The sequence below is a fragment of the Saprospira grandis str. Lewin genome (genome assembly GCF_000250635.1).
Taxonomy (GTDB): domain Bacteria; phylum Bacteroidota; class Bacteroidia; order Chitinophagales; family Saprospiraceae; genus Saprospira; species Saprospira grandis.
This window is the reverse complement of sequence record NC_016940.1, coordinates 1-25,162: the sequence shown is the minus strand read 5'-3', so window position 1 is coordinate 25,162 and position 25,162 is coordinate 1. Positions and strand designations below refer to the sequence as shown.

The following is a 25,162-nucleotide window of genomic DNA, read 5'->3' as shown; positions in this document are numbered from 1 at the left end:
AAATAAATATATATGAAAATAGAATCTTTTTGCCGAATTTTGGGTTATTCCTAAGTAGCGCCCAAAGCCCTTTATCTAAAAAAAGAAGTTCTTCGCAAAAGGACTATTCTTTTCTACAAAAAAGAAAAAAAGTTCGACTATATCGAGCGCTAAGCAGCTTCTTTTGGGGCTGCCCCGGCCGTTGGCCGGGTCGGGCTGTGCCGCAGCTCGCAGGTCTGCTCGGCCCTGCAGCCGCCTGCGGCGGCTTGGGTCTGGCCCTAAGGGCCACTGCTATCCATCCCTCAGCCGGCGGCTTCGCCGCCTCTAGACGCAAAAAATAAAAACAACTTTCTCAATAAAAAAAAACAATATTATGGCAGAACTCAGATCTACCCACCTGCACCAAAATGGCAAAAAAGTATGGCGATTGCAGGCCCTAAGCACCGAAGTTTATGATGTGGACAAGGGCGGAATGGTCACTACAGACCTCGTTGATTTTAATGACAGCAACTTTACTAGCCGATTTGGTGGCTATGTCCCCGTACAAATTACTTTCTACGATAACCGCAACTTTGAGGTCCTCTACCATACTGCCGATGGCCCAATTGAAGGCAATGGCCGCTGGACCAAAAATGCCGACCATATCGTTTTGCAACAAAATACTGGCGATGAAATCGAATTGCCCAAAGCCGTTTTAGCTGCCGAAGACCAGTTCCATAGCCAATATGCTTATCTAGGCGGCAATATGGATATTCAACAGCTAAAGTATAGAGCTATTTAATACTCCTCCTTTTAAAGAAGAGATAAAAAGGCCCAAGCGCAGCTGCGCTTGGGCCTTCGCTTTTCCCTTTCAGCATGTTGATGGCCGAAGGCCAAATGGCCACAACAAGGCCTTTAGGCCGCAGTTCGACGACCAAAGGGAGTAAACGTAGCGCCGCAAGGCGAAGCCGCAGCGGAGGCCCCAAAATAATCCTAAACTCTTGGGGAAGGGACAAAAAAAAGAGCAGCCCTAAAGCTGCTCCCTGAAATTGTGATCAAGAGAAGTATTGATCTAGTATTTTTTCCAGAAGAAAGGCGTAAGCACAATCAGAACCGTAAAGAGTTCTAGGCGGCCAAGTAGCATCAAGAAAGAGAGGAAAAACTTTTGTCCCTGATTAAAAAAGGCAAAATTGGAGACGGGATTGACTTGCCCCAAACCAGGGCCCACATTACCCAAAGAGGTAGCCACCGAGCCCAAAACGGTTTCAAAATCAAAGCCCCAGGCCGCCATAATTAGGCAGCCAAAACAATAGAGGGCCATATAGACCAAGAAAAAGGCCAAGACATTATAGGCAATTTTGCCCTCTACGGCCTTTTTGTTGTAGCGAAGAGGTAAGATAGCATGAGGGTGCAATTGTCGCTTGAACTCCAAAATCCCGTTTTTCAGAATTAGGATGTGCCGAACAATTTTTACGCCCCCAGAAGTAGAACCCGCCGAGGCCCCCATGAACATCATGAGGAAAAATACCACCTTGAGAAAAGGACCCCAGGCCGTAAAATCCTCGGTCACAAAACCCGTAGTGGTAATCACGGCAATCACCTGAAATAGTGCATCTCTAAAGGCCTCTTCTAAAGAAACATTTAGCTTTTGGGGGTCATAACTAAAGACCAAGGCCGTGGCTATAGCTGTAATAATAAGGACCGAAAAGAGGTAGGCTCTAAACTCTTCATTGCGCCAAATGCGGTGCAACTGCCCCTTGAGTCCCCAATAGGTAAGCGAAAAGTTCATACCCGACAAAAACATAAAGACAATCACTACATAATGCACGGCGGGACCATAGGCCGCCAAACTCGCATTTTGTGTAGAAAATCCGCCAGTAGAGACCGTGGCAAAGGCATGATTGACCGCATGATAGAGGTCTAGACCACAGAAAAGCAACAAAATGGTTTCTACTACGGTCAGCATCACATAAATCACCCAAAGCCGCTTAGCAGTTTCGGTAATTCTGGGGTGCAACTTATCGGCAGTGGGACCAGGAGCCTCGGCCACAAAAAGCTGCATACCACCAATGCCCAAAAGTGGCAAAATGGCAATAGTGAGCACAATAATCCCCATTCCCCCAATCCAGTGCGTGAGCGAACGCCAAAACAGAATGGAGCGAGGCATGGCCTCAATATCATTGATGACCGAAGCTCCCGTAGTGGTAAATCCAGAAACCGACTCAAAGAGGGCGCAGGCAAAATCTGGAAATTCCACTCCGCCAAAAAGGTAGTAGGGAAGGGCCCCCACTACAGACATCAGCAGCCAGCCCAAACTAACAATGAGGTAGCCGTCTCTTTTACTCAAATTGCCAGAATGCTTGCGAGTAGCGAACCAACTGCCCAGACCAAAGAGAATAGAGCCTAGACCAGGAATCAAAAACTCCCAAAAACCAGCCATTTCCATCATACCGCCTCCCTCTGCTTGGTAGATTAGGGCAATGGGCAGACAGGCTAACATAAAAAGGCCATTAAAAAAGAGCATACTGCCCAATACATTTAATATGACCTTGAGGTGAAATCTATTTTTAGGCATTTTAGGGCTATTTAAAGAAACGTTCTACTTTACGAATGGCATCGGGCAAGGTGAAAACAACCACTCGGTCGCCTTCCTCGATTTTAAAATCTCCAAGTGGGGTATAGCTTTGGCTACCCCGAAGTACCCCCCCAATAATGGCCCCTTCCGGAAAACCCAATTTGCGAATGGGAGAACGGGTGATCTTTGATTTTCGCTTGACCTCAAACTCCAAAATTTCGGCCTGTACGCCATGTAAGTTCCCAATGGTCAAGACTTCGCCCTTGCGGACAAACTTAAAGATATTAGAAGCCGCCAACAGCTTTTTATTGATGAGCGTATCAATACCAATATTCTGAGAAAGATGGATGTAGTCCATGTTTTCGACTAGTGCAATGGTCTGACGAACCCCCAAGGACTTGGCCACCAAGCAAGACATAATATTCGTTTCCGAATTGCCCGTTACGGCAATAAAAGCATCCATCTCGTCAATGTTTTCCTCCTTGAGTAGGTCCACCTGACGAGCATCTCCATGAATAACCAAGGTTTCGGGTAGGCGCTCGGCAAAGTTGTAGCACTTCTCCCTATTGACCTCAACCAATTTGACATTGTACTTATCACTGAGCAATTTAGCCGATTGCTGCCCAATCAAACTTCCGCCAACAATCATGATATTGCGGATATTAACCTCGGGTTTTCCCGTGAATTTCATCAAATCGGGCAGGTCCTGAGGAGAAGAAACAAAGTAGGCAAAGTCATTTAGCTTGAACATGGAGTTACCTCTGGGAATCAATGTTTTATATCCTCTTCGGATGGCTACGGGCATCAGCTTGCGGCCATGGGCGGCAGCGGCCTCAATGACCGTTTTGTTCAAAATTGGGGCATCTTCTTCTACCAAATGCACCCCAACAACCTTCAGCTGTCCATCGCCAAAATCAATAGAGTCTGTCACGCCAGATTGCTCCAATAAGCGCTCAATTTCATGAGTCACTAGGGCCGCAGGCGAAATCAATTCATCAATTCCGAGCTCCAATAAAGAAAAATCGCCTTCTCCACAAGAAAGGTATTCAGCGTTAGATACCCGCACAATGCTATGCCGAGCCCCCAACTTTTTCCCAATCAAACCAATAGTAATATTGGTGGTTTCAGAGGCCGTAGCAGCAATGAGCATATCGGTGCGCTCAATTTTTGCCTGCCGCAAGGCTTTGGGCGAGGCCGCATTGGCATTGAGGGTAAGGACATCCAAACGATTTTCAATATAGGCCAATCGGTCTTTGTTGGTGTCTATCAGGGTAATATCTTGCTGCTCATCGGCAAGCAGACGAGCCAAGTGGAAACCCACTTCTCCAGCTCCAGCAATAATGATTTTCATTTGTAGATAACTTTTATTCTACCACAAAAGTACAAGGAAGTTTTATAAAATGTTAGGCTTATTATAACTATTTAAAGTTGGGGACCGTTTTGGGGCCTCAGCTGCGGCTACGCCTTGCTGCGGTTACTCCCTTTGGTCGTCGAAGACGCCCTAAAGGGCTTGTTGTCGTTCCAGGGCTCGCAGTTCTGCTCGGCCGTTATTCCCTTCGGTCATCGAACTGCGGCTTTCAGCCTTGTTGTCGCTTTTTCGCTTTGCTCAAAAGCTCGGTCTGGCCTTCGGCCACCCTTTCACATCGGTTACTCCCGTTGGTCGTCGAACTGCGCCCTAAAGGGCTTGTTGTGGCCAGTCGCTGCGCTCCTTTGCGGCGGCTTTGCCGCCTGCAAGACGCCATTGGACCAAAAAGGCCTGTTCTCTAAACAGAAAAGAGCCAGCCCTTTTGGGGCTGGCTCTTTATAGCGACCCTAAGCCTTAGGCTAGATCGATATCTTGACAAGCATATACGTCTTGAACGGCAGAGATGATATCTACTCCTTCGTTCATGGGTTTTTGGAAGGCTTTGCGGCCCAAAATAAGGCCCAAACCACCTGCACGTTTGTTAATGACAGCCGTTTCTACCGCATCTTGCAGGTCATTTCCACCAGAAGCTCCTCCAGAGTTGAGCAAGCCCACACGGCCCATATAGCAGTTGGCTACTTGGTAGCGGCAAAGGTCAATGGGGTGCTCAGTAGCTAAATCGCTGTACATCTTAGGATGCGTTTTACCAAAGCCTACTGCCGTAAAGCCGCCATTGTTTTCAGGCAACTTCTGCTTAATAATATCCGCCTGAATGGTGACGCCCAAATGGTTGGCTTGGCCGGTGAGGTCGGCTGCTAGATGATAATCCTTATCCTTTTTGAAGGCCGAGTTGCGAGTGTAGCACCAAAGAATGGTGGCCATACCTAGCTCATGAGCATATTCAAAAGCCTCGGCAATCTCAATGAGTTGGCGATTAGAATTTTCTGAGCCGAAGTAGATGGTGGCCCCTACGGCTACGGCACCCATATCCCAAGCATTTTTGATAGAGCCAAACTGGATTTGGTCATATTTGTTGGGGTAAGTCATCAATTCATTGTGGTTAATTTTAACCACCAAAGGAATTTTGTGTGCATACTTTCTAGCCACAGCACCCAAGACACCATAAGTAGTGGCCACGGCACTACACTGCGCCTCTAGGGCCAACTTAATGATATTTTCAGGATCAAAATAGATAGGATTGGGGGCAAAAGAGGCCCCAGCGGTATGCTCAATGCCCTGATCTACAGGCAAAATAGAGAGGTAGCCCGTTCCACCCAAGCGGCCATGATTGTGCAAGGCGCCCAAGCTGCGGAGCGTTTGTATATTTCTGTTGCTCTGGCTCCAAACTTCATCAATAAAGTTGGGGCGAGGAGCGTGAATTGCAGATTTAGGAAAAGTCGATGATTGGTGTTCGAGCAGATAGGCTGCTTTTTCGGCGCCTAGGCGCGCTACAATTTGGTCCAACAAAGCCATGTCGTTTCAATTTTTTGGCGGATAAAAAGCGTTTGCGCCCCAAAATACAAAGTTCAGTTAAATTTTGATGCCGCAGCCTATTTTATTTATCTGTAGGCATAGAATCGGGGTGCACCAACAAAACCCGATTGCTATCTAGTTTGCTAGAGTCTACGGTGGCTCGCATATTATCGCCAGTGATGCCAGAGTAATAGGTGAGGTACCATTTATTTTGCACCTCATTGTGCTGGTAGCGCAGTTTAATCACAAAGGCCTTTTGGGCAATAATATACTCCTCCATGAGGTCATCGGCTCTGGGGGCAAATTGGCGTTCTACGCCTTCTTGGCCCTCAATGGGGCGCAATAAGGTCCAGTCTTTTTCTTCTATGATTTTGGGCAGGCCATTGGCCATTTTTGGGCCAGTAATGGGAAAGTCAATTCGGGCCAACTGAAAATCAATTTCATGGAAAAACTTATGATGAAAACTCAAGAAATCTTCTCGACCATATTCATCTAAGGGGAGCCCCTCTTCGGTTTGTTTGGGTCCACAAGAAAAGAGAAATAGGCTGGCAAATACTAAAAGCAGTAAGTTTGGTCTGTTCATGTTTTATCTTATGAGGTCTGTAAATTTTTTTCCTTCAAAATCTTGAGCAATTATAATTTTGATATTTGAAATTTTTGAGAATTTGTCAAGGCTTTTTTGTTGATCTTTATTCGGTTTAAAAGGGCATAGAATTACAATGAAACTTTTAGCATATAATCCTAGATTTTGGTTGATAGAGTTACTTTTATATATGTAGTCCCTTACTTTTTTACTTGGAAATTTAGAGGCATTCTGTTCCTGGTGAGACAAGTCTTTACATTCTATTATATAAAGACGGTCATTTTTTATAAAGATGATATCAAGCTCATGTTTATCTTCCGTTCCCTTGATCCTGCTGTGTATAGGTTTTATATCTATATTCAAGGCAATCGCACTTTCTGAGAGATTTAAGTTACTAGCTATTTTATGAAAAACAATATGCTCCCAAAGATCACCTGCCTTAGGAAAAGGGGACGCGATATTAGATGAGCTATAGTTATTATCTTTAATTAACTTCCAGTATTCATTAGCCTCAGCAAGGCTTAGATGCCTGGGTGACCTATTCTCATTGATTTTAAATCCATAAGATGTTGTATATTCTTTTAAGGACAAGGAAGCTTTGAACTCCTGCTCAATAAGCGATGGATATATTTGATGAATATTCTCACTATTTATTGGAATATAATAGGTCTCAAGACTATGGCTGGGTGTATTAACAACATATTTTTCAAAAGTATCCTTAGCCGCTAGGGCCATCATTTTTGTACCAGTCGTGATATTTAAAAAGAAGTTAGTTGATCTTTTTATTTGACTTAAATATCCTTTTAGAGATAAAGAGGTTTTTTCATATGATTCTGGTGATACGAGCCAATGTACATATTTGTCTTCTGTTATTTTCAATGCCATTGCTACATGTTCATGATATTTTAGCTTATAAGTCTTATCTGTGCCAATGAGAATGTAGTTAGTGTTAGAATCGGGATTTATTTTTTTTGTGTTAGTTAAAAACTGAAAAAATTTTAAGTTAGGCAGTCTATGGTCTGAGAGTAGTAGTACAATTGTATTTGACATAGTAGTTCTTTTTTTCGAAACGCAAATCTAGGAAATAGATACAATTTTTTCCCCAATAGCTTTCTTTTTTGCTAGGGGCTGGCCCTCGGCCTAGCGATGTGCAGCAGTGGCCCGTAGGGCCAGACCGAGGCGCTGCAAGCGCCGAAGGGCCGAGCGAATAGCGAGCTGCGGAACGTAGCGCCGCAAGGCGTAGCCGCAGCGGAGGCCCCAAAAAAACATCGAGCTGCGACAACAAGAACTTTAGTTCGCCGTTCGACGACCAAAGGGAGTAAACGTAGCGCCGCAAGGCGTAGCCGCAGTGACAACAAGCCCTTTAGGGCGCAGTTCGACGACTGAAAGGAGTAACGCCCCAAAAAAAACGCCTACTCCTTATAGAAGGAATAGGCATTTTTATAGTAAGCTGAGGCTAGCGCTTAGTGTCCTCCGCCTGTGGGAGCGGCATGGCTAGCGGCATCAATAAGGTAAGGCTCTACGAAGGGGTGCATGAGCAAGAAAACGATAGCTCCGGCAAAGAAACCCAAAAGGGCCAACCAGGCCATCTTCTTCATATACCACATAAAGTCGATTTTTTCCATACCCATAGCGGCCACACCAGCGGCAGAACCAATGATGAGCATAGACCCCCCAGTACCCGCAGAATAGGCCAAGAAGTGCCAGAGTTTGTGGTCCATCACATACTCTTCGGTAGAGTACATCCCCATAGCGGCGGCCACCAAAGGCACATTATCAATTAGGGCAGAACCGAGGCCCAAAATGGCCACCACAAGGTCCAAACCAACTACACCAGGTAGATATTGTTTGTCAGAAGGGAAGACGCCGTTCATGGCTTCGGCCAAATCCTTAAGTACATTTAGTGATTCTAGAGAGGCTACGGCCATCAAGATACCGAGGAAGAAAAGGATACTAGACATCTCGATACGAGATAGGGCGTGGTGAGCCGAGTATTTATGCTTATCTTCAAATTCTTCATCGGGGTGAAGGTACTCTGAAATTAACCAAACAACACCCAAAGAAAGCATCATGCCGACATAGGGCGGAAGATGCGTTACCGTTTTGAAAATAGGAACGAAAACCAGACCGGCCAAACCAGCAATAAGCATAGTGTCGGCCCCTTTGATTTTGGGGTTTTTCTCTCCTGCATGAATATCAGAAGTGTCGGCAGGAGTGATGTTTCCTTTCATATAAGGCATAGCGGCCATCACGGCTGTGGGAATAATTGCACAGGCAATAGAAGGAAGCAAAAGCGCCAAGACCAAGCCAGAAACCGAAATACGGTTACCAATCCAGAGCATAGTGGTGGTTACATCTCCAATTGGCGACCAAGCACCGCCCGCATTGGCGGCAATAACGCCCAAACTGATGAAATAAATACGCTCTTCTTTGACGGGCACCAATTTGCGAAGCAAAGACACCACCACAATCGTACAGGCCAGGTTGTCTAGGGTCGCAGAAAGGAAAAAGGCCAAAGGCATCACCATCCAGAGCATGGTCGATTTTTTGGTCGTCTTGATGCGATCGGTAATCGCTCCAAAACCACCATGCAAGTCAATTAGCTCTACAATTGTCATGGCGCCGATCAGGAAGATGAGAATTTCGGCAGTTTTACCAATATGGTGAAGCAGAATATTATCGAGGGCCGCTTCATGTCCATGATGATCAAAAACCTCGAGATGGCCCAAAGAAACGAAAGCCCAACAAAGGGCCGCCATAATGAGGGCAGGTACCGTTTTATCTAGCTTGAGCGGATGCTCAAACACAATGGCTACATAACCAATGATAAAACTCAAGATAACGGAAAAGAGCATAATTTAATTTATTAGGAATAGTAAGTGAAAATGCATTCGTACCCGCTAAAAATAGTGATTTTGATTTGATTGGGGCATTGGGGGCCAAGTTTTTTTTGGCAATATAATTTACATCCCATGCAAAAGTTTGTTTGTCAGTTATTTAGAGTAGGTCTAAAAACTAAAACCCTCTTAAGAAAACCTTAAGAGGGCAGATTGTGACAGCTTATTCTGCCGTTATTTACTTCTTTTCTATGGCCTCAAAGGAAGCCAAAATCCCTTTGATCAGGGCCGAGCTAAAGCCCGAATGCTCCATTTCATTGAGGCCCACAATGGTGCAGCCTCTGGGCGTCGTGACCTTATCAATTTCTTCTTCGGGGTGTTTGCCGCCTTGCAAAAGGAGCTCGGCAGCCCCCTTGGTGGTTTGAGTAACAATCTTTTTGGCCGTTTGGGCATCAAAGCCCAGCTGAATTCCGCCCTGCACCATAGCGCGGATAAAGCGGAGCACATAAGCAACGCCACAGGCGCCCAAAATGGTGGCGGCTTCCATCAGTTCTTCTTCTATCCAAATGGCTTCGCCAACGGCTTCAAAAATGCGGCCCACTGCTTTTTGCTGCTGCAAACTACAGTTTTTTTGCGCCAAACAACTAAGCGATTCGCTCACATCGGCTGCCGTATTGGGCATGGCCCGCACCAGCGGCTGTTCTTCGGGCAGTTCTTGGCCCAAACTCTCCAAACTTAGTCCGCTGGCCAAAGAGACCAGAATTTGCTGCGGCCCTAATTTTGGGGCAATTTCGGCCAATACCTTGGGCATAACATAGGGCTTGAGGCCCAAAATAATAATATCGGCCCCCTGAATGGCCTCCAAGTTATCCGAAAAGGTTTGTACGCCTAACTCAGACAAGGGCTGCAGGGCCCAAAGCGAACGCCGACTGGCCCGAATGTGCTGGGGCGCTTGCCCACTAGCCAATAATCCCTTAATAATGGCGCTGCCCAAGTTTCCACAACCCACTAAAGCAATTGTTTGCATAATGAAAATTTAAATGTATGCTGATCCAGCAAAAGAAAGTAGTTTACCTTATATATGATGTTTTTTGGGGCTTGCCCGCCCTGCGGGCGGGCCGGGCTGTGTCGCAGCTCGCAGGTCTGCTCGGCCCTTCGGCGGCTTTGCCGCCTCGGTCTGGCCTTCGGCCACTGCTATCCATCCCTAAGCCTGCGGCCCTTCGGGCCTGCAAGACGCAGCTGGCTAGCTTTTGGCCCAATATCCGAAGCTAGTTAAATTATGTTAAGGCTTGGCATAAAAAGCAGAAAAACCGAAAATCAATTTTTTTGTTGTAAATTGGCGAAACAGACATTTCTCCGAGAGCCTTGCTCTCTTCAAACTATTGGACCAAAAGGAAAGCCCCAAATTGGTCCCCAAAAATCTCTTTATTTAATTTATGGATTACATGAACAGCTCAGCCAATGAGGCCTTGGCTCTTATTCAGGAGTCTGCCCGCAACTTTGCCGAAAAACATATTCGCCCCGAGATGATGGATTGGGATGAACGCCAGTATTTTCCCAAAGACCTTTTCCAGAAAATGGGAGAACAAGGTTTTATGGGCGTTTTGGTCCCTGAAGAATATGGCGGAACAGGCCTAGGCTACCAAGAGTATATTACCGTGATCGAGGAGGTCGCTCAGGTGTGTAGCTCTATCGGCTTGTCTTTGGCGGCCCACAACTCTTTAGGAACCAACCATATTTTGATGTTTGGCAATGAGGAGCAAAAGAAAAAGTATTTACCCAAGTTGGCCAGTGGCGAACATGTTGCTTTTTGGGGACTTACCGAGGCCAATACGGGTTCTGATGCTATGCGTATGCAATGTACTGCAGAAAAAGATGGCGATTATTATGTAATTAACGGGACCAAAAACTGGATTACCCACGGCATCAGTGGCGATGTTGGGGTGGTGCTTGTCCGTACAGGCGACCTACTCGACAGCCGCGGCATTAGTGCCTTTGTTATTGAGCGGAATATGGAGGGCTTTTCTGCTGGTAAGAAGGAAAATAAGCTCGGTATGCGCGCCTCTGAAACTGCCGAATTGGTTTTTGAAAATTGCCGAGTACACAAGAGTCAGTTGCTAGGCAATGAGGGCGAAGGCTTTATCCAAGCCATGAAAATTCTAGATGGTGGCCGCATTTCTATTGCTGCCCTTTCTTTGGGTATTGCTAAAGGCGCTTATAAGGCGGCCCTAAAGTACTCTAAAGAAAGAGAGCAGTTTGGCAAAGCTATTTCTAAGTTCCAAGCTATTGCCTTCAAACTTGCCGATATGGCCACAGAAATTGAAGCGGCCGAATTGCTTACTCGCAAGGCGGGTTATCTTAAAGATAATCATTTGCCCGTGACCAAAATCTCGGCTATGGCTAAATATATGGCCTCTGAGGTTTGTGTAAAAGTAGCTACCGATAGTATTCAGGTACATGGTGGTTATGGTTATACCAAGGACTTCCCCGTAGAGAAGTTTTTCCGCGATTCTAAACTCTGTACTATTGGAGAGGGTACCTCTGAAATTCAGAAGCTAGTGATTTCTCGCTCTTTGCTAAAAGACTAGTCTACTCTATAAGTTGCTCTTTTATGGGCCAAGAAAGGAGACCGATAAATCGGTCTCCTTTTTTTTGCTTGCCGAAGCCGAATGCCCAGCTTTAGCTCTTTGGTGGAGCTGGCTGAGGGATAGAAAGCAGTGGCCCGAAGGGCCAGACCCAGCTTTTTGAGCAAAGCGAAAAAAGCGCAGGGCCGAGCAGGCTTGCGAGCTGCGATATAGCCCGACCCGCCCGCAGGGCGGGGCAGCCCCAAAAAATAAAAATAATAAGCGACCTTAAACCCTTTTGTGGAAGTAGCGTCTGAGGTACAAATCTTATCCTCAAAAAATGAATTTTATGAAAAACCTACTGATGTTAATTGGCTTTGGATTGATTGCTTTGAATGCTCAGGCACAAGACCAAAAAGAAAAAAAAGAGCGTTTGTCTCCAGAAGAGCGCTTTGAAAAAGTAGATGCCAACCAAGACGGGCAGATTTCTCAGGCAGAGGCCAAAGGTCGCCTCAAAAAGAATTTTGCAACAATTGATGCCGACCAAAATGGTTTTATTAGTCTAGAAGAACTAAAAAATAAACCTAAGGGGCAAGGCAAAAAAGGCAAGCGCAAAGGAAAAGGCAAGCGTTTTGAGAAGCTAGACGCCGACCAAGACGGGCAGATTTCTGAGGCGGAAGCCAAAGGTCCCATCAAAGAAAATTTTGCAACAATTGACAGCAACCAAGACGGCTTTATTAGCCAAGAGGAGCTGAAAGCGGCCCCAAAACCGGCCAAAAGAAGAGAACGGAAAACAAATTAGAATAGGGTAAAAGGGATTTTTGTTTTCTATTTAGAGGAGGAGCTTCGGCTCCTCTTTTTTTATGTTTGTGCGACTCTGCTTTAGACCTACTGAATACAGTCAGAGAGGGCTATTCTTGGGCCAACAAACTTTGCCAGTAAGTCTAAATAGCAGTGCTTATAGTTGAAAGCAAAGCTTAGAAAGTCTGAGGGCAGGCCTCAAAAAATATGCAGCATTAAGGAATTTAAATTTAGAGAAAAGGTTTAGAAAGCCGATTAGGAAACCTTTGCTCAAAAAATAGAAAATTTAAGATGGATGTTATAGCAATAGGCACAAATCAGCCAGCTTATGTTGAGGGAATTCTACCCTCGGATTATGAGATTTGCTGGGATTACAAGTCGCTGAACACAAATTCTGAATATGGTTTAGCGCTCTTGCAAAAGCATTATGGCTATCAGGCTTTGGGAGTGCTTATGAAGCCTAGTTCTGCTGCTGGTATTTCTCAGGGAATTGTACAAGAGCTTTTAGGATTCTATTTGGGAAAAACAGAAAGCTGTCCATTTTTTGATTTTTTAGAGGCCTTAGCGCCTATTTTGACGGAAGAAAAGGCTTGTTGTCTTTCTTTTTCCGCTTCTTGGCAAAAGGCCATTCCGGTTCGTCTCAAAGCCTATACTATTGCAGAGACCAAAGCGGCATTAAATAATTTTAGTAGCTGGAGGGAAGTTTTTTATCTGCTCAAAGAAGAGCTGACGATTCCCTACAATAATATTCCTCTCTTGATTGAATTAAAGGCTTGACTTATGCTTCAACTGAACAAAAAAGAACTGCTTCAACTAGATCGGCTGCTCTATCTAATTGCGTCTACAACAGCTTGGGGACTAACTATTCAAGAGATTGCTAAATTGGTTAACTTAGCACCTCACCAAGCTTGGCAGGAAACAAAAGAAGCTAGTCCTCAGAAACTTATGAAAATAGAACAACAGCTCAATTATTTGATTAGACAGGGATTAGTAGCAAAAGTGCTGCGCTTGTGCATCAACAAGCTGGTTTTGAAAAATGGTATCTAAATAAGTTGGCAGAAGAAGAGCAGCAAGCTAAACAGCTCGTTTATTGGAGGCAAAAAGTCAAAAGAATAGAAATATTGAGTATTTGTTGCTTTTTGCTTCTTTTGCTGATTTTGGGCATTCAAATTTATATGCAGCTTGGCCTTTCATCAATCTAATCTTAAAAATTGGGGAACAGCTAGCGCCTATTTTTAGTTAGGGGCTAGATATATTTAACAGTACAATTTTGGCTATGATAAAACTAAATTTTAAACCTATTGATAAGCCCTTGGAATATATAGTAGATTACTACGATTATTATCGTCCTTTTATTATTCGTCTAAAAAACCGCCGCATAGGAGATTCGATATTTATTGGTAATTATAATGAAAGCAGTGGTCCAAGGTTCATTCAATCCGCTTTTGACTCTTGCAGTGAAATTCTGTCTGAAATTGAACTTATCTCATTAAATAATGAAAAAATAAAAAAACTAGAGGATGATGAATTTAATCGTTTAGAGTTGAGTGATGAGTTTTATAGCTGTTCTCTAGGGATAGACACAGGCGACGACCTGCATCTGCGGAGGCATTGGATGACGACTGCTTTTATGAACGAAACGGCTATGCTTATAACGATTGGAGAAAGTAGGGGGCCAATTAAGTATTACCGAATAAGTGAAAGTATTTATCTTGGAACAGACCCTGATTCATCTTGGTGCGCCATCTTGCTTTTAGATTTAAGCGAAGCGGATATTAGAGAGATTAAGTTGCTGTAGAAAGCCTTATTTTTTGGTTATTGGTTTAGCCTAAAAGTATTTTTTTGGGGCCTCCCGCCTTCGGCGGGCGCTACGTTCGGCAGCTCGCTGCTCGCTCGGCCCTGCGCAAAAAACAAGTTTTTGCTTGGTCTGCGGCTTTGCCGCACTGCCTACCATCGCTAGGCCGTTTGGCCTTTGGCCATGGCGGCTTTGCCGCTATCTGCAGCCTAAAGGCCGCAGCCATTCTTGTTGGGCCTTGGTCTTTCTTGCCGCAGCGGCTTAAAAGCCCCTGCTTTGTTTATGGAAAGGAGGTATTATGTTTTCAGGTCCTGCGGCTTTCAAGCTGCAGGCCAATTGTTGCTGAGGAGCTAGCTGTGCTGTTCCTAAATTGGCTGCTGGTTTTAACCTGCAGCCACAGCTAGCAGGCGGCAAAGCCGCCGCAAAGGAGCGAAGCGACTTGGCCTAGGGGCCTGCAAGGGGGCCGCGCAGCGGCAGACCTAGCCAGCTTGCTGGCGCAGGGCCGAGCAGACCTGCGAGCCCTGCAAGGGCCCGGCCGCCAAAGGCGGCAGGCCCCAAAAAAAATTAAACCTCCTTAGGATCTAGCGTTTTGTTAATACCCTCTCCTAATAAATTGAAAATACTGAGCGTGAAAAAGATCGCAAGACCCGGAAAAAGCGCCAGCCACCAAGCCGAAATCCCCGCATCTCTGGCGCTGCGCAATAAAGAGCCCCAACTTACCTGCTCGGGAGGTAGGCCCACATTGATGAAAGAAAGAAAAGACTCGGTGAGTACCGCCGCAGCCATCCCAAAAGCCAAGGCAATGAGGACCGGAGGTAGGGCATTGGGCAAGGCCTGCCGCCAGATGATGCTCAACTCTCGATAGCCCAAAGCCCGAGCCGCCTCTATATAGGGAAGCGCTCTTATGCGCAGCATTTCGGCTCGAATAAACTTGGCAATACCGGTCCAAGATAATAACCCAATAAGGACCATGACGGTATAAATAGAGCTATCCTTAATGAGGGGCAAAATGGCCAAAATGAGCAAGAGAACTGGAATAGAGTTAATCAATTCGATAAAGCGCATGACGGCCAAATCTAAGGGGAGCCGCTTCTTGACCGAAAGAAAAGGGAGCTGCCCCAAGCCCCAGCCCAAAAGTGTAGAAATAGCCGCTAGAAGGATTCCCAAAAGCGTAAGATAAAAGCCTGCTTTTAAGAAATTACCCGACCTCAAGAGCTCGCCCAAGGGATAGGCGCCCCAAACAAAGGCCAAAAAACAAAAGGCAAAAAGACCAAAGAAAAAAGCAAGAAAATAAGCGCGTTTCCAGTAGAGCCGATCATCGCCATAATAGCCCGCCAAAGCCCCCAGCAAAATGCCAATTAGAGCCGCTATCGACATAGCTACCAAGCCCACCAATAGGGCCGTTCGGCAGCCATGTAGCAGACCCGCAGCTAAATCTCGGCCCAAAGGGTCGGTGCCTAAATAATGCGGTTGCATATAGCCAATTAGGGCCTGTTCATCTCGAGGACCCACTAAGGGATTGCGCAAATCAACCTGCTCGGCAGAATAGCTAATGGGCGGAAAAATAACCCCATGATATTGCCACTGCTTTTCATCTGGAGCATACCAGTTGAGCCGTTTCCACTTAATCTCCCAATTGCTAAAGCCCAAACCAACGGCATAATCGTATAGAATGGGCGAAAACTGATGGCGTTCGCCCGTTTCTAGCTCCTCCAACTCACAATAAATTGGTTTTTGATTGGCTAGAAAGTCAGAAAAAAGGGCCAAAAAACAAAAGAGCAGAAAAAAACGGAGGGTCCAGCGACGACCCGCCTGCCCATAAAACTTTCGCCAATAGGTTCGCTCTACCGCCTGAGGCGATGGCAGCTTTTGGGCAAAAGGGTTTCTTTTTCGAATAATATTTAACATGAGGTATTTTGGCTTAGTGGTCTTGGCGGCAATTTAGTTTTTTTAAATGAGTTCTAGCGGAAAAAGGTGGATATTTGCGCAGCTAGACTAACTTTTAAATGCGAACTTAAGCCCATCTTCTCCAATAAAACTTCCCTATATTTGCCCGGATATATAAAGCAAAATTATGAATATCACTAGACTATTTTTATTAACGCTTTCTGTTCTTTTTGCGAGCCTTAGTTTGAGGGGGCAAAAAAAACAATGGCAAGCTAGCGAGTTGGCCTTAAGCCAAGGAGACTATCAGTTGGCAAAAACTAAGGCGCAGGAGCTATTACAATCGGCAAAAAAGCCAAAATCTAACTACTATTATACCTTAGCTCAGGCTCATTTTGGCCTCAATGAGTTTGATAGCTGTTTGCAAAGCCTACAAATTTATTTGCAGGATAAAAATCATGCTGACCAAGCGCTTTTTTTGGCAGCCAGAGCCTTTCATTATGAAAGCAATTATCAGCAGGCGATGCATTATTATAAGCTCTTTTTAAAAACAAAGGGCAGCCGAAAATTTAATAGAAAAAAGGTCAAGCGCTTGCTGCTACAAGCTGTTTTTGCCGAAAGAAATGCGGCGGTTTCTTCTCCCGCTATTGCCTCCCCCTATCAGTCGCCCATCAATACGGCCTATGATGAAGGTCCCCTTTTTAAGGGGAATAAGGCCTATTATTATTTTTCTTCTGACCGCCCAGATAGTAGTGGCCAAAAAAATGGACAAATCTATCAAATTGAGCGAAAGGAGCGAAGCTGGGGAGCGCCACAGCCTCTCAGCGAACGCTACAACAGCCCTGAAGAAGAATGTTTATTGGGGTTTAGCAGCGATTATGGACAGTTGTTTTTTCAGCGAGATAGTCAGGGCTTAGTCGATAATTTTGGCGATGGATATGGCCAGTCTCTAGCGGCTCCCATTGCCCTAGATAGTCAGTATCATAGTTGGACCGGCGACCATTATTTTTTTAGTGATAGTTTGTTTTTCTTTGTGGCTGGTCCTCATGCTCAGGATCTAGACATTTATTATCGGAAGCGAAATGCAGACCGTAGCTGGTCGGCGCCTATTGCTTTGGCAGGGCCTATAAATACGGCAGCAGCAGAACGTACGCCTTTTTTGGCTGCCGATGGAAAGACGCTTTTTTTCTCTCGTTTATCCGCCCAGGGAGTAGGCGGCTACGATGTCTACGAATCAGTTTATGAGGCCGAAAAGGGCCAATGGACTTCGCCCCGTTTGTTGCCGGCTCCCATTAGCAGCCCTGGAGATGATTTGTTTTTTCGCCTGTCGGCCAATGGCTTAGGGGGGCAGCTGCTCAGCCGTAGAGCTGGCGGAGAAGGGGGGCTGGACCTTTATCAGTTATATTTTAGGCAAGAAAGAAAGGCGCAGTTGGCGGTTTCGGCTAGTCTAGATTTTCTGCAAGGAGCGGCTCAAGAACTGGCCCCTCCGCCGCCTAGCAATTTGGCTGTTTTATCGGCCCTAGATAGTAGCTCTACCGAGGCCAATATTCAGCTTCGGCCATTTTATTATACTGCAGCAACTGGAGCATGGCAAGATCAGCGGCAGATAGACCGTTTGCTTCGTTTGCTTCAGGATTACCCTAGCCTAAAGGTATTGATTGAGGCCCATGCCGATGCCCAATATGAGGCCAGCCGAGGCCTGTTTTTGTCCTTGCAGCAGGGGCAGCAACTGGCCCAAAACCTAATGGCCAAAGGGATTTCCTCGCAGCGCATTTATCTAAGAGGTTGCGGCATGTCTTACCCTCAGGCCCAAAATTTTTCTTTTGATGGTTCACCAAATGAGGCGGGGCAGCAATTTAACCGACGGGTAGAGCTGCGCTTATTAGAGGCCCAACCAACAACCCTGAAGGTAGATTATAGTTGGCCCAAATTGAGCCCGATTTTACTAGCTACTGAGGCCCCGAATTTTAGAAGCAAAAGCCAAGGCCTGCGCTATCGCATTGCTATTCAAACGACTAGCCAGCTTTTTGATGACCCCATTTTGAGCCAACTAGCCAATGTCGCCGCCGAAAAACAGGCCAACGCCCCCGAAATTACCTATTATTTGGGCTTGGAGCGCAACTTTAAAGCTGCCAATGCCCTAAAAGAAACTTTGGAAGAAAGCGGCTTCGAGAATTTATATATACAAGCCTATATAGATGGTTGGCCCATAGAAAAAGAACAACTGCCGGCTTTGCTGCAGCGCTATCCAGGTCTTAAGGATTATGATGGGCAGTAGGCAAAAAGAAATGGAACTGTTTAGGATTTTCTGTGTCAGAATAAAATTTGGGCCATTAGTTTGCCCGGATTCAGTCAATCATCGCCTAGGGACAAGCCCCTAGGCTAATCTAATGGGCTCAACCCTCTGCGAGGGCCTCAGTTGCTGATATACAGGGTCTTGCTCAGTCGTTATAGCAGAGAAGAATTTTATCCAAAGGCCCTCTTTAGAGGGCTGTCTAAAAAAGCTAGCCTAGGGGCTTGTCCCTAGGCAGCAAAAAGGGGAAACACAAGATGTTAAACAGCCCTCAAAAAAATGCAGCTTTTTATATGAATAGGATGGCTTTGGGGCCTCCGCAGCAAAGCTGCGGCGGTTACTCCCTATGGTCGTCGAACTGGCGCCCCTATAGGGGCTGGTTGTCGGGGCTCGCAGGTCTGCTCGGCCCTTCTCTTTTTCGCTTTGCTCAAAAGCTTGGTCTGGCCTGCGGCCACCCCTTCACATCGGTTACTCCCTTTGGTCGTCGAACTGCGCCCTAAAGGGCTTGTTGTGGCCAAATGAAAGCCTTTCGGCCAGCTGTTTTTCTGCCTTCAAAAGGCAGAAAAACAAAAAGCCCCTCCAAGGAGGGGCCGCTATTCGATATTTCTAGGTGCTGGGCCTAAAGCATTAACTTTCTAGCAAAAAGAGGCGCATCAAGTTGAGGGCAATACTGCTACTCATTTCAATATTTCTTGCTCTATTATTGCCCAGTTCTAGTTTTTGGACCCACTGTTTTTCTGCAGAGCCTATGGCCAGCCAGATGGTACCTACGGGCTTATCGGGCCGGCCGCCGCCGGGGCCAGCAATGCCAGAACTGACTATGCCATAATCTACTTTTAGGTTTTTGATGAGGCCGCTGAGCATTTGGCGGACGGTAGCCTCAGAGACGGCTCCTTCCGTATCTAGAGTTTCTGCAGCAACGCCTAATTGCTGCATTTTCACCTTATTGCTATAGGCGACTACCGAGCCCATAAAATAATCGCTACAGCCAGGAATAGCCGTAATTTTATGGGCAATATTTCCGCCCGTGCAGCTTTCGGCAGTGCCAATAGTTTTTCCCTTTTTGCGAAGTAGTTCGCCTAGTTTAGCCTCTAAAAAATCGCCTTCTTGGCCAATAATGAGTTTGGGTCCCAGAATTTGGCAAAGTTTGGCCCCCTCTTCTTGTACGGCTTGGACCAAAGCGGCCTCTTCTTGCCCTTTGGCGGTAAGGCGCAAGCGCAAATAGCCCGTTTTGGTATTGGGCAAATAGGCCAATTTGATGGCGGTGGGTAATTGGGCCTCAAAATCCTCTAGTGCGCTAGAGACATCGGTTTCGCCTTTGCCAAAGCAAAGCCAAGTTTGCTGTACAATATTAGAGCGGCCAGGCAATTGGGCCAAACGGGGAAAGACCTCTTCTTGCAAGAGGTATTTCATTTCTTTAGGCACGCCAGGCATAGAAACGACAATGGGGGAGCCTTCTTCTTGGAACCACATACCAGAGGCCGTTCCCATCTTGTTAATTAGAATCTGGGCCCCTTCGGGCATTTCGGCCTGTACTTTATAGCGCTCGTCTGGGCGGCGGTTTCGGCCAAACTGCTCAAATAATCGCTCGATATTTTGGAAGCTGGGGGCATGAAAAGCCAGCGACATTCCAAAATAATCGGCTAGGGTGAATTTAGTAATATCGTCTTTGGTGGGCCCTAAGCCTCCCGTAATTAGGACCAAATCGGCTTGGCCCTTGGCTTGCTCCAAGCTATCAATAATGGCTTGGCGCTCATCGGAGATGGTCAGGATTTTTTGTAAATCTACGCCCTGAGCTTGTAGCTCTTGGGCCATCCAATGGGCGTTGGTATTGAGAATCTGGCCCAATAAAATTTCATCTCCAATGTTGATGATGTATGCTTTCATGATGATTGTTTTTGGCTAAACAAGTTTTTGATGAAGAGGTTTTGGGGCTAGGCGGGCCGAAGCCGAAAACTAAAGCCAAAACCTTAGCGACGAGCGGCTGAGGGATGGGCAGCAGTGGCCGCAGGCCAGACCAAAGCGCGAAGCGCTGCAGGGCCGAGCAGACCTGCGAGCTGCGAGACAGCCCGACCCGCCCGCAGGGCGGGGCAGCCCCAAAAAAACAGCCCTAAAAGTAAAAACTTCTAGAGCTGCAGGCAATTATTCTGTTAGGCATTCTTCTCTTTCTTCAAAGACCACCCCATAGTTTTCCAATTCTTGGAGAATGGGGGTGTAAATTTCTTCATGAATAGGGATAAGCACCCCTCTTCTTTCGATTTGGCCCAGCATAATCTGCTTGACGCCCATGGCTAAGGGCAGGCCGACAAGCCTCGCCATAGCGGTATCCTCGGCATTATCGCCCGTTTGGACCATGGTCGAGAGGCGGCGATGTTCTTGGCCTTGGGCATCTTGGTAAATAAATTCGTGTTGCATGATAATCATATCCTTTTCTTCGGGCTGCAACTTCCATTTTTTCTCCAGAATATCTTGCAAAATAACGGCTGGAGAAGCCTTGTCGAAAGGAATGGGTGTTTCTTCAAAAAGGCCTAGCCATTCGAGCTTATCGAGGGCTTCATCTGCCTCTTCTAGCTGGAAGAAATGGGCCAGGCGGGCCCTTAGGCTATCAAATTGTTGCTCATCATTGGCGGCAGGCAAAAAGCTGCGGATAAGGCTAGCGTAGGTGAGATTTTCGGAGTACTCTAGTTCATGAGAATCATCGGTAAGGCCCAGTTGGAGCAGTAGGTTCCAAGCCTTGCAATAGCCGGGATGGCGGAGGGTTTGTCGCAAAATTGTGGGCGTGCCCTCCAAGCCATAGGCCGATTCATATTTTAGTGAAATGCGGTTGGGATAGGCCTCATATTGGCCCATGCCGGGCACCTCCACTAGCTCGATATCTTCAAACAGGCGCTGATAGGGAACGTGTTTATACCGCCCATTATACATATACTTAGCAATACCTTGGCCAGCAAGGACCACATTTCGGGGGCTCCAAGAGAATTTATAATGCCAGGGATTATCGTCGCTTTCGGGGGCTACCAAACCGCCGGCGGCCGATTTGAAAGAAAGCATTTTGTGTCCCGCTTCCTGAATTTGGTGAATGCCTTGCATAGCCGACATATGGTCGATACCGGGATCGAGGCCCAGCTCACAAAGGAAGATCAGGCCTTTTTCTTTGGCTGATTCGGCCATTTCTTTCAGCTCGGCAGCCACATAAGAGGCATTGGCCAGATGCTTTCCATATTTCAGGCAATCACCGGCCAAATGATGGTGCATAAAAGGAGGCAACATAGAGACGACTACATCCACCTCTTGGACCAATTCGCCACGACTTTCTATATCTAGTACGTCAAGCGCAACCGCTCGGCCATGCGCTCTGCCCTCCAATTTTTTTTCGGCTAGGGCCAAGTTGGCATCGGCAATAATGACTTCCCATTGGTATTTAGGCGCTTGTTCTAGCAAATAATCTATTAGAGAAGTGGCCGAACGCCCTGCGCCCACCACAAGAATTTTATTCAACATAATAATAATTGTTTAGCTGTTTGTTAACTGTAAATTAGCAGACAAGATAAAACTTTCTCTTAGAACTCATTTATAGCCTAGCTAATTTTGAATGATTTTAAGGACTTTGGCCAAAGCAAACAATATTTCTCTGAAGTAGCTGCAGGGGGCAGGGATCAAAAAAAAAGTCTTTTCCTTGGCGAGTTTGCCCAAGAAAATTATCTTTAAGCGACTCAATTACTGAGAAGAGAGTCACAGCAAACAAACCGCATTTTATTTTTTTAAATCGAGAACAGCTATGTTGAAAGATCTTCAAGTGGCCGCATTGATCCGGGAGGAGCACGAACGCCAGCAGAACGGTATCGAACTGATTGCCTCTGAGAACATTGTTAGTCAGCAGCTCATGCAGGCCATGGGGTCTTGCCTCACTAATAAGTACGCTGAGGGATATCCCAAAAAGCGCTATTATGGCGGCTGCGAGGTCGTAGATAAAATTGAACAATTGGCTATTGATCGCGCCAAAGCGCTTTTCAATGCGGAATATGTCAATGTGCAGCCACATTCTGGCGCCCAGGCCAATGCGGCCGTATATTTGGCTTGTGTAAAACCTGGCGATACGATCCTCGGTTTTGATTTGGCCCATGGCGGTCATCTTACGCATGGTTCTAAGGCCAATTTTTCGGGCCAGCTCTATAACCCCGTTTTTTATGGGGTAGAAGAAGCCACGGGCCGTATCGATATGGACAAGGTGGCGGCTAAGGCCAAAGAGCACCAGCCTAAAATTATCCTTTGTGGGGCCTCGGCCTATTCTAGAGAATGGGAGTATGAGCGCTTTAGAGAGATTGCCGATGAGGTAGGGGCTATCCTTTGGTGCGATATGGCGCATCCTGCGGGCGTTATTGCCGCTGGCCTGCTCAAAAATCCTTTGGATTATTGTCATATTGTGACCACCACGACGCATAAAACTTTGCGTGGCCCCAGAGGGGGAATGATTTTGATGGGCAAAGATTTTCCCAACCCCTTTGGTAAGGTTTGGAAGAAGTCGGGCAATCCCAAAAAGATGTCGGTGCTTCTCAACTCTGCCGTTTTTCCCGGCACCCAAGGTGGCCCTCTAGAACATGTGATTGCCGCTAAGGCGGTTGCTTTTCACGAGGCCTTGCAACCTAGCTTTAAGACCTACCAAAAACAGGTGGTGGCCAATGCCAAAGCGATGGCGCAGGCTTTTGTCGATAAAGGCTATAAGGTCATTTCTGGCGGAACCGATAACCACCTTATGCTGATTGACCTTCGCCCCAAAGGCGTAACGGGCAAGCAGGCGGAAGAAACCCTCATCTTGGCCGATATTACGGTCAATAAAAATATGGTGCCCTTTGATACAGAATCGCCTATGGTGACTTCGGGCATGCGTATAGGTACCCCCGCCGTCACGACTCGAGGCTTCAAGGAGGCCGATTGTGTGAAAACTGTAGAATGGATGGACCGCATTTTGAGCAATATTGATGATGCTCAAGAAATTGCTGCCGTCAAAGCCGAAATCAATGCCTATATGGCCAATTATCCGCTCTTTGCCTCGGATGAGGAAGGGGTAGAAGTGGCCCCACTATAAGCAATAAATAGCTTAATTTTATATCGCCCTAGAAGCTTTGACTTTTAGGGCGTTTTTTTTGGGGCTGCCCCTACCTGCGGTCGGGTCGCTCCAGTCCGCAGCTCGCAGGTCTGCTCGGCCCTGCAGCGGCAAAGCCGCTTTGGTCTGCCGCCTTTGGCGGCCCTGCTCCTGCAGCTCAGCCTGCGGCCCCTTCGGGGCCTGTAGGACCTAAAAAAGGCGGCTAGAGGATTTCCTCTAGCCGCCTTTTTATGATCTTGTTCCCGCTTTTAGGGCTGGGTATTTTGTTTAATCTTCTGCTTGAGATCGGCCACAATTGACTTAAAGCTTTGGTCATTTTGCAACATGGCCTCTACGGATTTACAGGCGTGAATAACTGTGCTATGGTCTCGGCCACCAAAGGCGGCCCCAATAAAGGTCAGCGACTTATTACTTAGCTGTTTGGCCAAATACATAGAGAGTTTTCGGGCCGTAACGATAAGCTTTTTGCGGGTCTTTTCACGCAGCTTTTCTACTGGAATATCATAGTAGTCGGCCACAATTTTCTGAATAAACTCAATAGAAATCTCTTGGCTCACATCATCTACAAACTTAGAGATGACCTCGCGGGCAAGCGACATATCAATATCTCTTTGGTTGAGGGCCGATTGAGCAATTAGAGAAATGAGAATCCCTTCTAGCTCACGGACATTAGAGCGAACGGTATAAGAAATATACTCCATCACATTATGAGGCAGTTCAATGCCATCATTATGCATCTTTTGTTGGATAATGGCCATTCTCGTTTCTAGAGAAGGGACCTGCAAATCGGCAGAGAGCCCCCATTTGAATCTAGAAATTAAACGCTCTTCAATATCGGCCATTTCTTTGGGTGGACGATCGGAGGTGAGGATGAGCTGTTTACCTCTTTGGTGCAGATGATTAAAGATATGAAAGAAAATATCTTGGGTTTTCTGCTTCTTGGCCAAAAACTGAATATCATCTACAATCAGTAAATCTACGAGTTGATAGTAGTTGACAAAATCCGAGATGGCGTTTTTGGTCAGTGACTCGATAAATTGGTTAGTAAAATGCTCTGAAGAGACATAAAGGACCACCTTGTCTTTCATGTTCTTTTTCACTTCATTGCCAATGGCATGGGCCAAATGCGTTTTGCCTAATCCCACATTACCAAAAATCATCAGGGGATTAAAGGCGGTTTGTCCGGGCTTTTTGGCCACGGCCATGCCAGCAGAACGGGCCAAGCGGTTACAATCTCCCTCAATAAAGCGGTCAAAGGTATAGCTAGGGTTGAGCTGCGACTCAATTTCTTTTTTCTTTATGCCTGGAATAACAAAAGGGTTATGAATCTTTTCGTTCTTATCTCGGATAGGCGCTTGCCCATAATGCCGATTGATTCTTCTTTCCTTTTGTTGTAGGGGATTGCGCAAAGGTTTTTCTCTTTGCACGGCCACCTGTGGCTTTTGGGGCGCTTTTTTCTGTTGTAAAACGTACTGTAGCTGTCCTTCTTCGCCTAGTTGGCTGCGGATAGCCGCCTTGAGTTGGTCAATATAATGTGACTCTAGCCATTCATAGAAAAAGAAGTTAGGAACTTGCAAGGTAAGGGTGTTCCCTTCCAGCTTTTTGGGCTGAATGGGTAGAAACCAAGTCTTAAAGGCCTGGTCTTTAACCTCCTGTTTAATTTTATTTAAGCACTGTTGCCAAACTTCTATATGTGAATTTTCCATGCGGCTATACTCTACTATATTGGGTGTTGTGGCGGGCCAAAGGGCCAAAAAATGAAATTGGGGAGCGAAAAGGCTTTAGGCCTTGAGCCGGGAAGGGCTAAGGTCGAGAAAAAAAGACAAAGAAAAAAATTGATTTTTTGCTAAAAATGCCTTAGCAAGGACAGGCAATTGATTTAGAACCTAT

19 protein-coding genes and 1 pseudogene are annotated in these 25,162 nt (G+C 46.2%); 8 read left to right on the top strand and 12 right to left on the bottom strand.

The window, feature by feature from the left end; all coding sequences use genetic code 11:
• The first annotated feature begins 352 nt into the window (after nucleotides 1-352).
• Nucleotides 353-760, top strand: coding sequence for a hypothetical protein (locus tag SGRA_RS00140; RefSeq protein ID WP_014373025.1), 408 nt, complete (start codon nucleotides 353-355; stop codon nucleotides 758-760).
• Nucleotides 761-1,030: 270 nt separating this feature from the next.
• Here the strand turns inward: SGRA_RS00140 and SGRA_RS00130 are convergent, their stop codons facing one another.
• The 7 genes from SGRA_RS00130 to proC form a co-directional block, all read right to left on the bottom strand.
• The gene (locus SGRA_RS00130) at nucleotides 1,031-2,533 is read right to left on the bottom strand and encodes a TrkH family potassium uptake protein (RefSeq protein ID WP_014373024.1); all 1,503 of its coding nucleotides are present in this window, start codon (nucleotides 2,531-2,533) and stop codon (nucleotides 1,031-1,033) included.
• Nucleotides 2,534-2,540: 7 nt separating this feature from the next.
• A complete protein-coding gene (gene trkA, locus SGRA_RS00125) occupies nucleotides 2,541-3,884 on the bottom strand; it encodes a Trk system potassium transporter TrkA (RefSeq protein WP_014373023.1) in 1,344 nt (447 codons plus the stop codon).
• Between the two features lie 468 nt (nucleotides 3,885-4,352).
• Entirely contained in the window at nucleotides 4,353-5,402 is a 1,050-nt protein-coding gene (locus SGRA_RS00120) for a class I fructose-bisphosphate aldolase (RefSeq protein ID WP_425358658.1), read from the bottom strand.
• Nucleotides 5,403-5,493: 91 nt separating this feature from the next.
• A complete protein-coding gene (locus SGRA_RS00115) occupies nucleotides 5,494-5,994 on the bottom strand; it encodes a hypothetical protein (RefSeq protein ID WP_014373021.1) in 501 nt (166 codons plus the stop codon).
• A 3-nt stretch (nucleotides 5,995-5,997) separates the two neighbouring features.
• A complete protein-coding gene (locus SGRA_RS00110; protein ID WP_014373020.1) occupies nucleotides 5,998-7,044 on the bottom strand; it encodes a Card1-like endonuclease domain-containing protein in 1,047 nt (348 codons plus the stop codon).
• Between the two features lie 413 nt (nucleotides 7,045-7,457).
• The gene (gene nhaD, locus SGRA_RS00105) at nucleotides 7,458-8,849 is read right to left on the bottom strand and encodes a sodium:proton antiporter NhaD (protein WP_014373018.1); all 1,392 of its coding nucleotides are present in this window, start codon (nucleotides 8,847-8,849) and stop codon (nucleotides 7,458-7,460) included.
• 220 nt (nucleotides 8,850-9,069) lie between these two features.
• Nucleotides 9,070-9,858 carry a pyrroline-5-carboxylate reductase gene (proC, locus tag SGRA_RS00100; protein WP_014373017.1) on the bottom strand — a complete coding sequence of 263 codons (789 nt, stop codon included), beginning with the start codon at nucleotides 9,856-9,858 and terminating at the stop codon, nucleotides 9,070-9,072.
• A gap of 418 nt (nucleotides 9,859-10,276) precedes the next feature.
• Between proC and SGRA_RS00085 the strand changes: the two genes are divergently transcribed.
• The 5 genes from SGRA_RS00085 (at nucleotide 10,277) to SGRA_RS00060 (ending at nucleotide 13,994) form a co-directional block, all read left to right on the top strand.
• On the top strand, nucleotides 10,277-11,419 hold the full coding sequence (locus SGRA_RS00085) for an acyl-CoA dehydrogenase family protein (RefSeq protein WP_041329411.1): 1,143 nt from the start codon (nucleotides 10,277-10,279) through the stop codon (nucleotides 11,417-11,419).
• Nucleotides 11,420-11,744: 325 nt separating this feature from the next.
• On the top strand, nucleotides 11,745-12,197 hold the full coding sequence (locus tag SGRA_RS00075; protein WP_014373012.1) for an EF-hand domain-containing protein: 453 nt from the start codon (nucleotides 11,745-11,747) through the stop codon (nucleotides 12,195-12,197).
• A gap of 290 nt (nucleotides 12,198-12,487) precedes the next feature.
• The gene (locus tag SGRA_RS00070) at nucleotides 12,488-12,973 is read left to right on the top strand and encodes a hypothetical protein (RefSeq protein ID WP_014373011.1); all 486 of its coding nucleotides are present in this window, start codon (nucleotides 12,488-12,490) and stop codon (nucleotides 12,971-12,973) included.
• A gap of 3 nt (nucleotides 12,974-12,976) precedes the next feature.
• On the top strand, nucleotides 12,977-13,243 hold the full coding sequence (locus tag SGRA_RS00065; RefSeq protein ID WP_014373010.1) for a hypothetical protein: 267 nt from the start codon (nucleotides 12,977-12,979) through the stop codon (nucleotides 13,241-13,243).
• 229 nt (nucleotides 13,244-13,472) lie between these two features.
• A complete protein-coding gene (locus tag SGRA_RS00060; RefSeq protein WP_014373008.1) occupies nucleotides 13,473-13,994 on the top strand; it encodes a hypothetical protein in 522 nt (173 codons plus the stop codon).
• A 380-nt stretch (nucleotides 13,995-14,374) separates the two neighbouring features.
• On the opposite strand, the pseudogene SGRA_RS23970 reads toward SGRA_RS00060, so the two are convergent.
• Together SGRA_RS23970 and SGRA_RS00050 are read right to left on the bottom strand one after the other, a co-directional pair.
• A pseudogene (locus SGRA_RS23970) lies at nucleotides 14,375-14,572 on the bottom strand (hypothetical protein).
• Nucleotides 14,556-15,899, bottom strand: coding sequence for an ABC transporter permease (locus SGRA_RS00050; RefSeq protein ID WP_014373006.1), 1,344 nt, complete (start codon nucleotides 15,897-15,899; stop codon nucleotides 14,556-14,558). The pseudogene SGRA_RS23970 and the gene SGRA_RS00050 overlap by 17 nt, the downstream one beginning before the upstream one ends.
• A gap of 166 nt (nucleotides 15,900-16,065) precedes the next feature.
• Here SGRA_RS00050 and SGRA_RS00045 point away from each other — a divergent pair, with 166 nt between their 5' ends.
• Nucleotides 16,066-18,153: an OmpA family protein gene (locus SGRA_RS00045; protein WP_014373005.1), complete on the top strand. Its 2,088-nt coding sequence runs from the start codon at nucleotides 16,066-16,068 to the stop codon at nucleotides 18,151-18,153.
• A gap of 642 nt (nucleotides 18,154-18,795) precedes the next feature.
• Here SGRA_RS00045 and SGRA_RS00040 read toward each other — a convergent pair.
• Nucleotides 18,796-20,055 (bottom strand): CinA family nicotinamide mononucleotide deamidase-related protein, encoded by a 1,260-nt coding sequence (locus SGRA_RS00040; protein WP_014373003.1) that lies wholly within the window; start codon nucleotides 20,053-20,055, stop codon nucleotides 18,796-18,798.
• A gap of 255 nt (nucleotides 20,056-20,310) precedes the next feature.
• The gene (locus SGRA_RS00035) at nucleotides 20,311-21,669 is read right to left on the bottom strand and encodes a saccharopine dehydrogenase C-terminal domain-containing protein (protein ID WP_014373002.1); all 1,359 of its coding nucleotides are present in this window, start codon (nucleotides 21,667-21,669) and stop codon (nucleotides 20,311-20,313) included.
• A 277-nt stretch (nucleotides 21,670-21,946) separates the two neighbouring features.
• Here SGRA_RS00035 and SGRA_RS00030 point away from each other — a divergent pair, with 277 nt between their 5' ends.
• On the top strand, nucleotides 21,947-23,254 hold the full coding sequence (locus tag SGRA_RS00030) for a serine hydroxymethyltransferase (protein WP_014373000.1): 1,308 nt from the start codon (nucleotides 21,947-21,949) through the stop codon (nucleotides 23,252-23,254).
• Nucleotides 23,255-23,520: 266 nt separating this feature from the next.
• On the opposite strand, the gene dnaA is transcribed toward SGRA_RS00030, so the two are convergent.
• Nucleotides 23,521-24,978, bottom strand: coding sequence for a chromosomal replication initiator protein DnaA (dnaA, locus tag SGRA_RS00025; RefSeq protein WP_041329789.1), 1,458 nt, complete (start codon nucleotides 24,976-24,978; stop codon nucleotides 23,521-23,523).
• Between the last annotated feature and the right edge of the window lie 184 nt (nucleotides 24,979-25,162).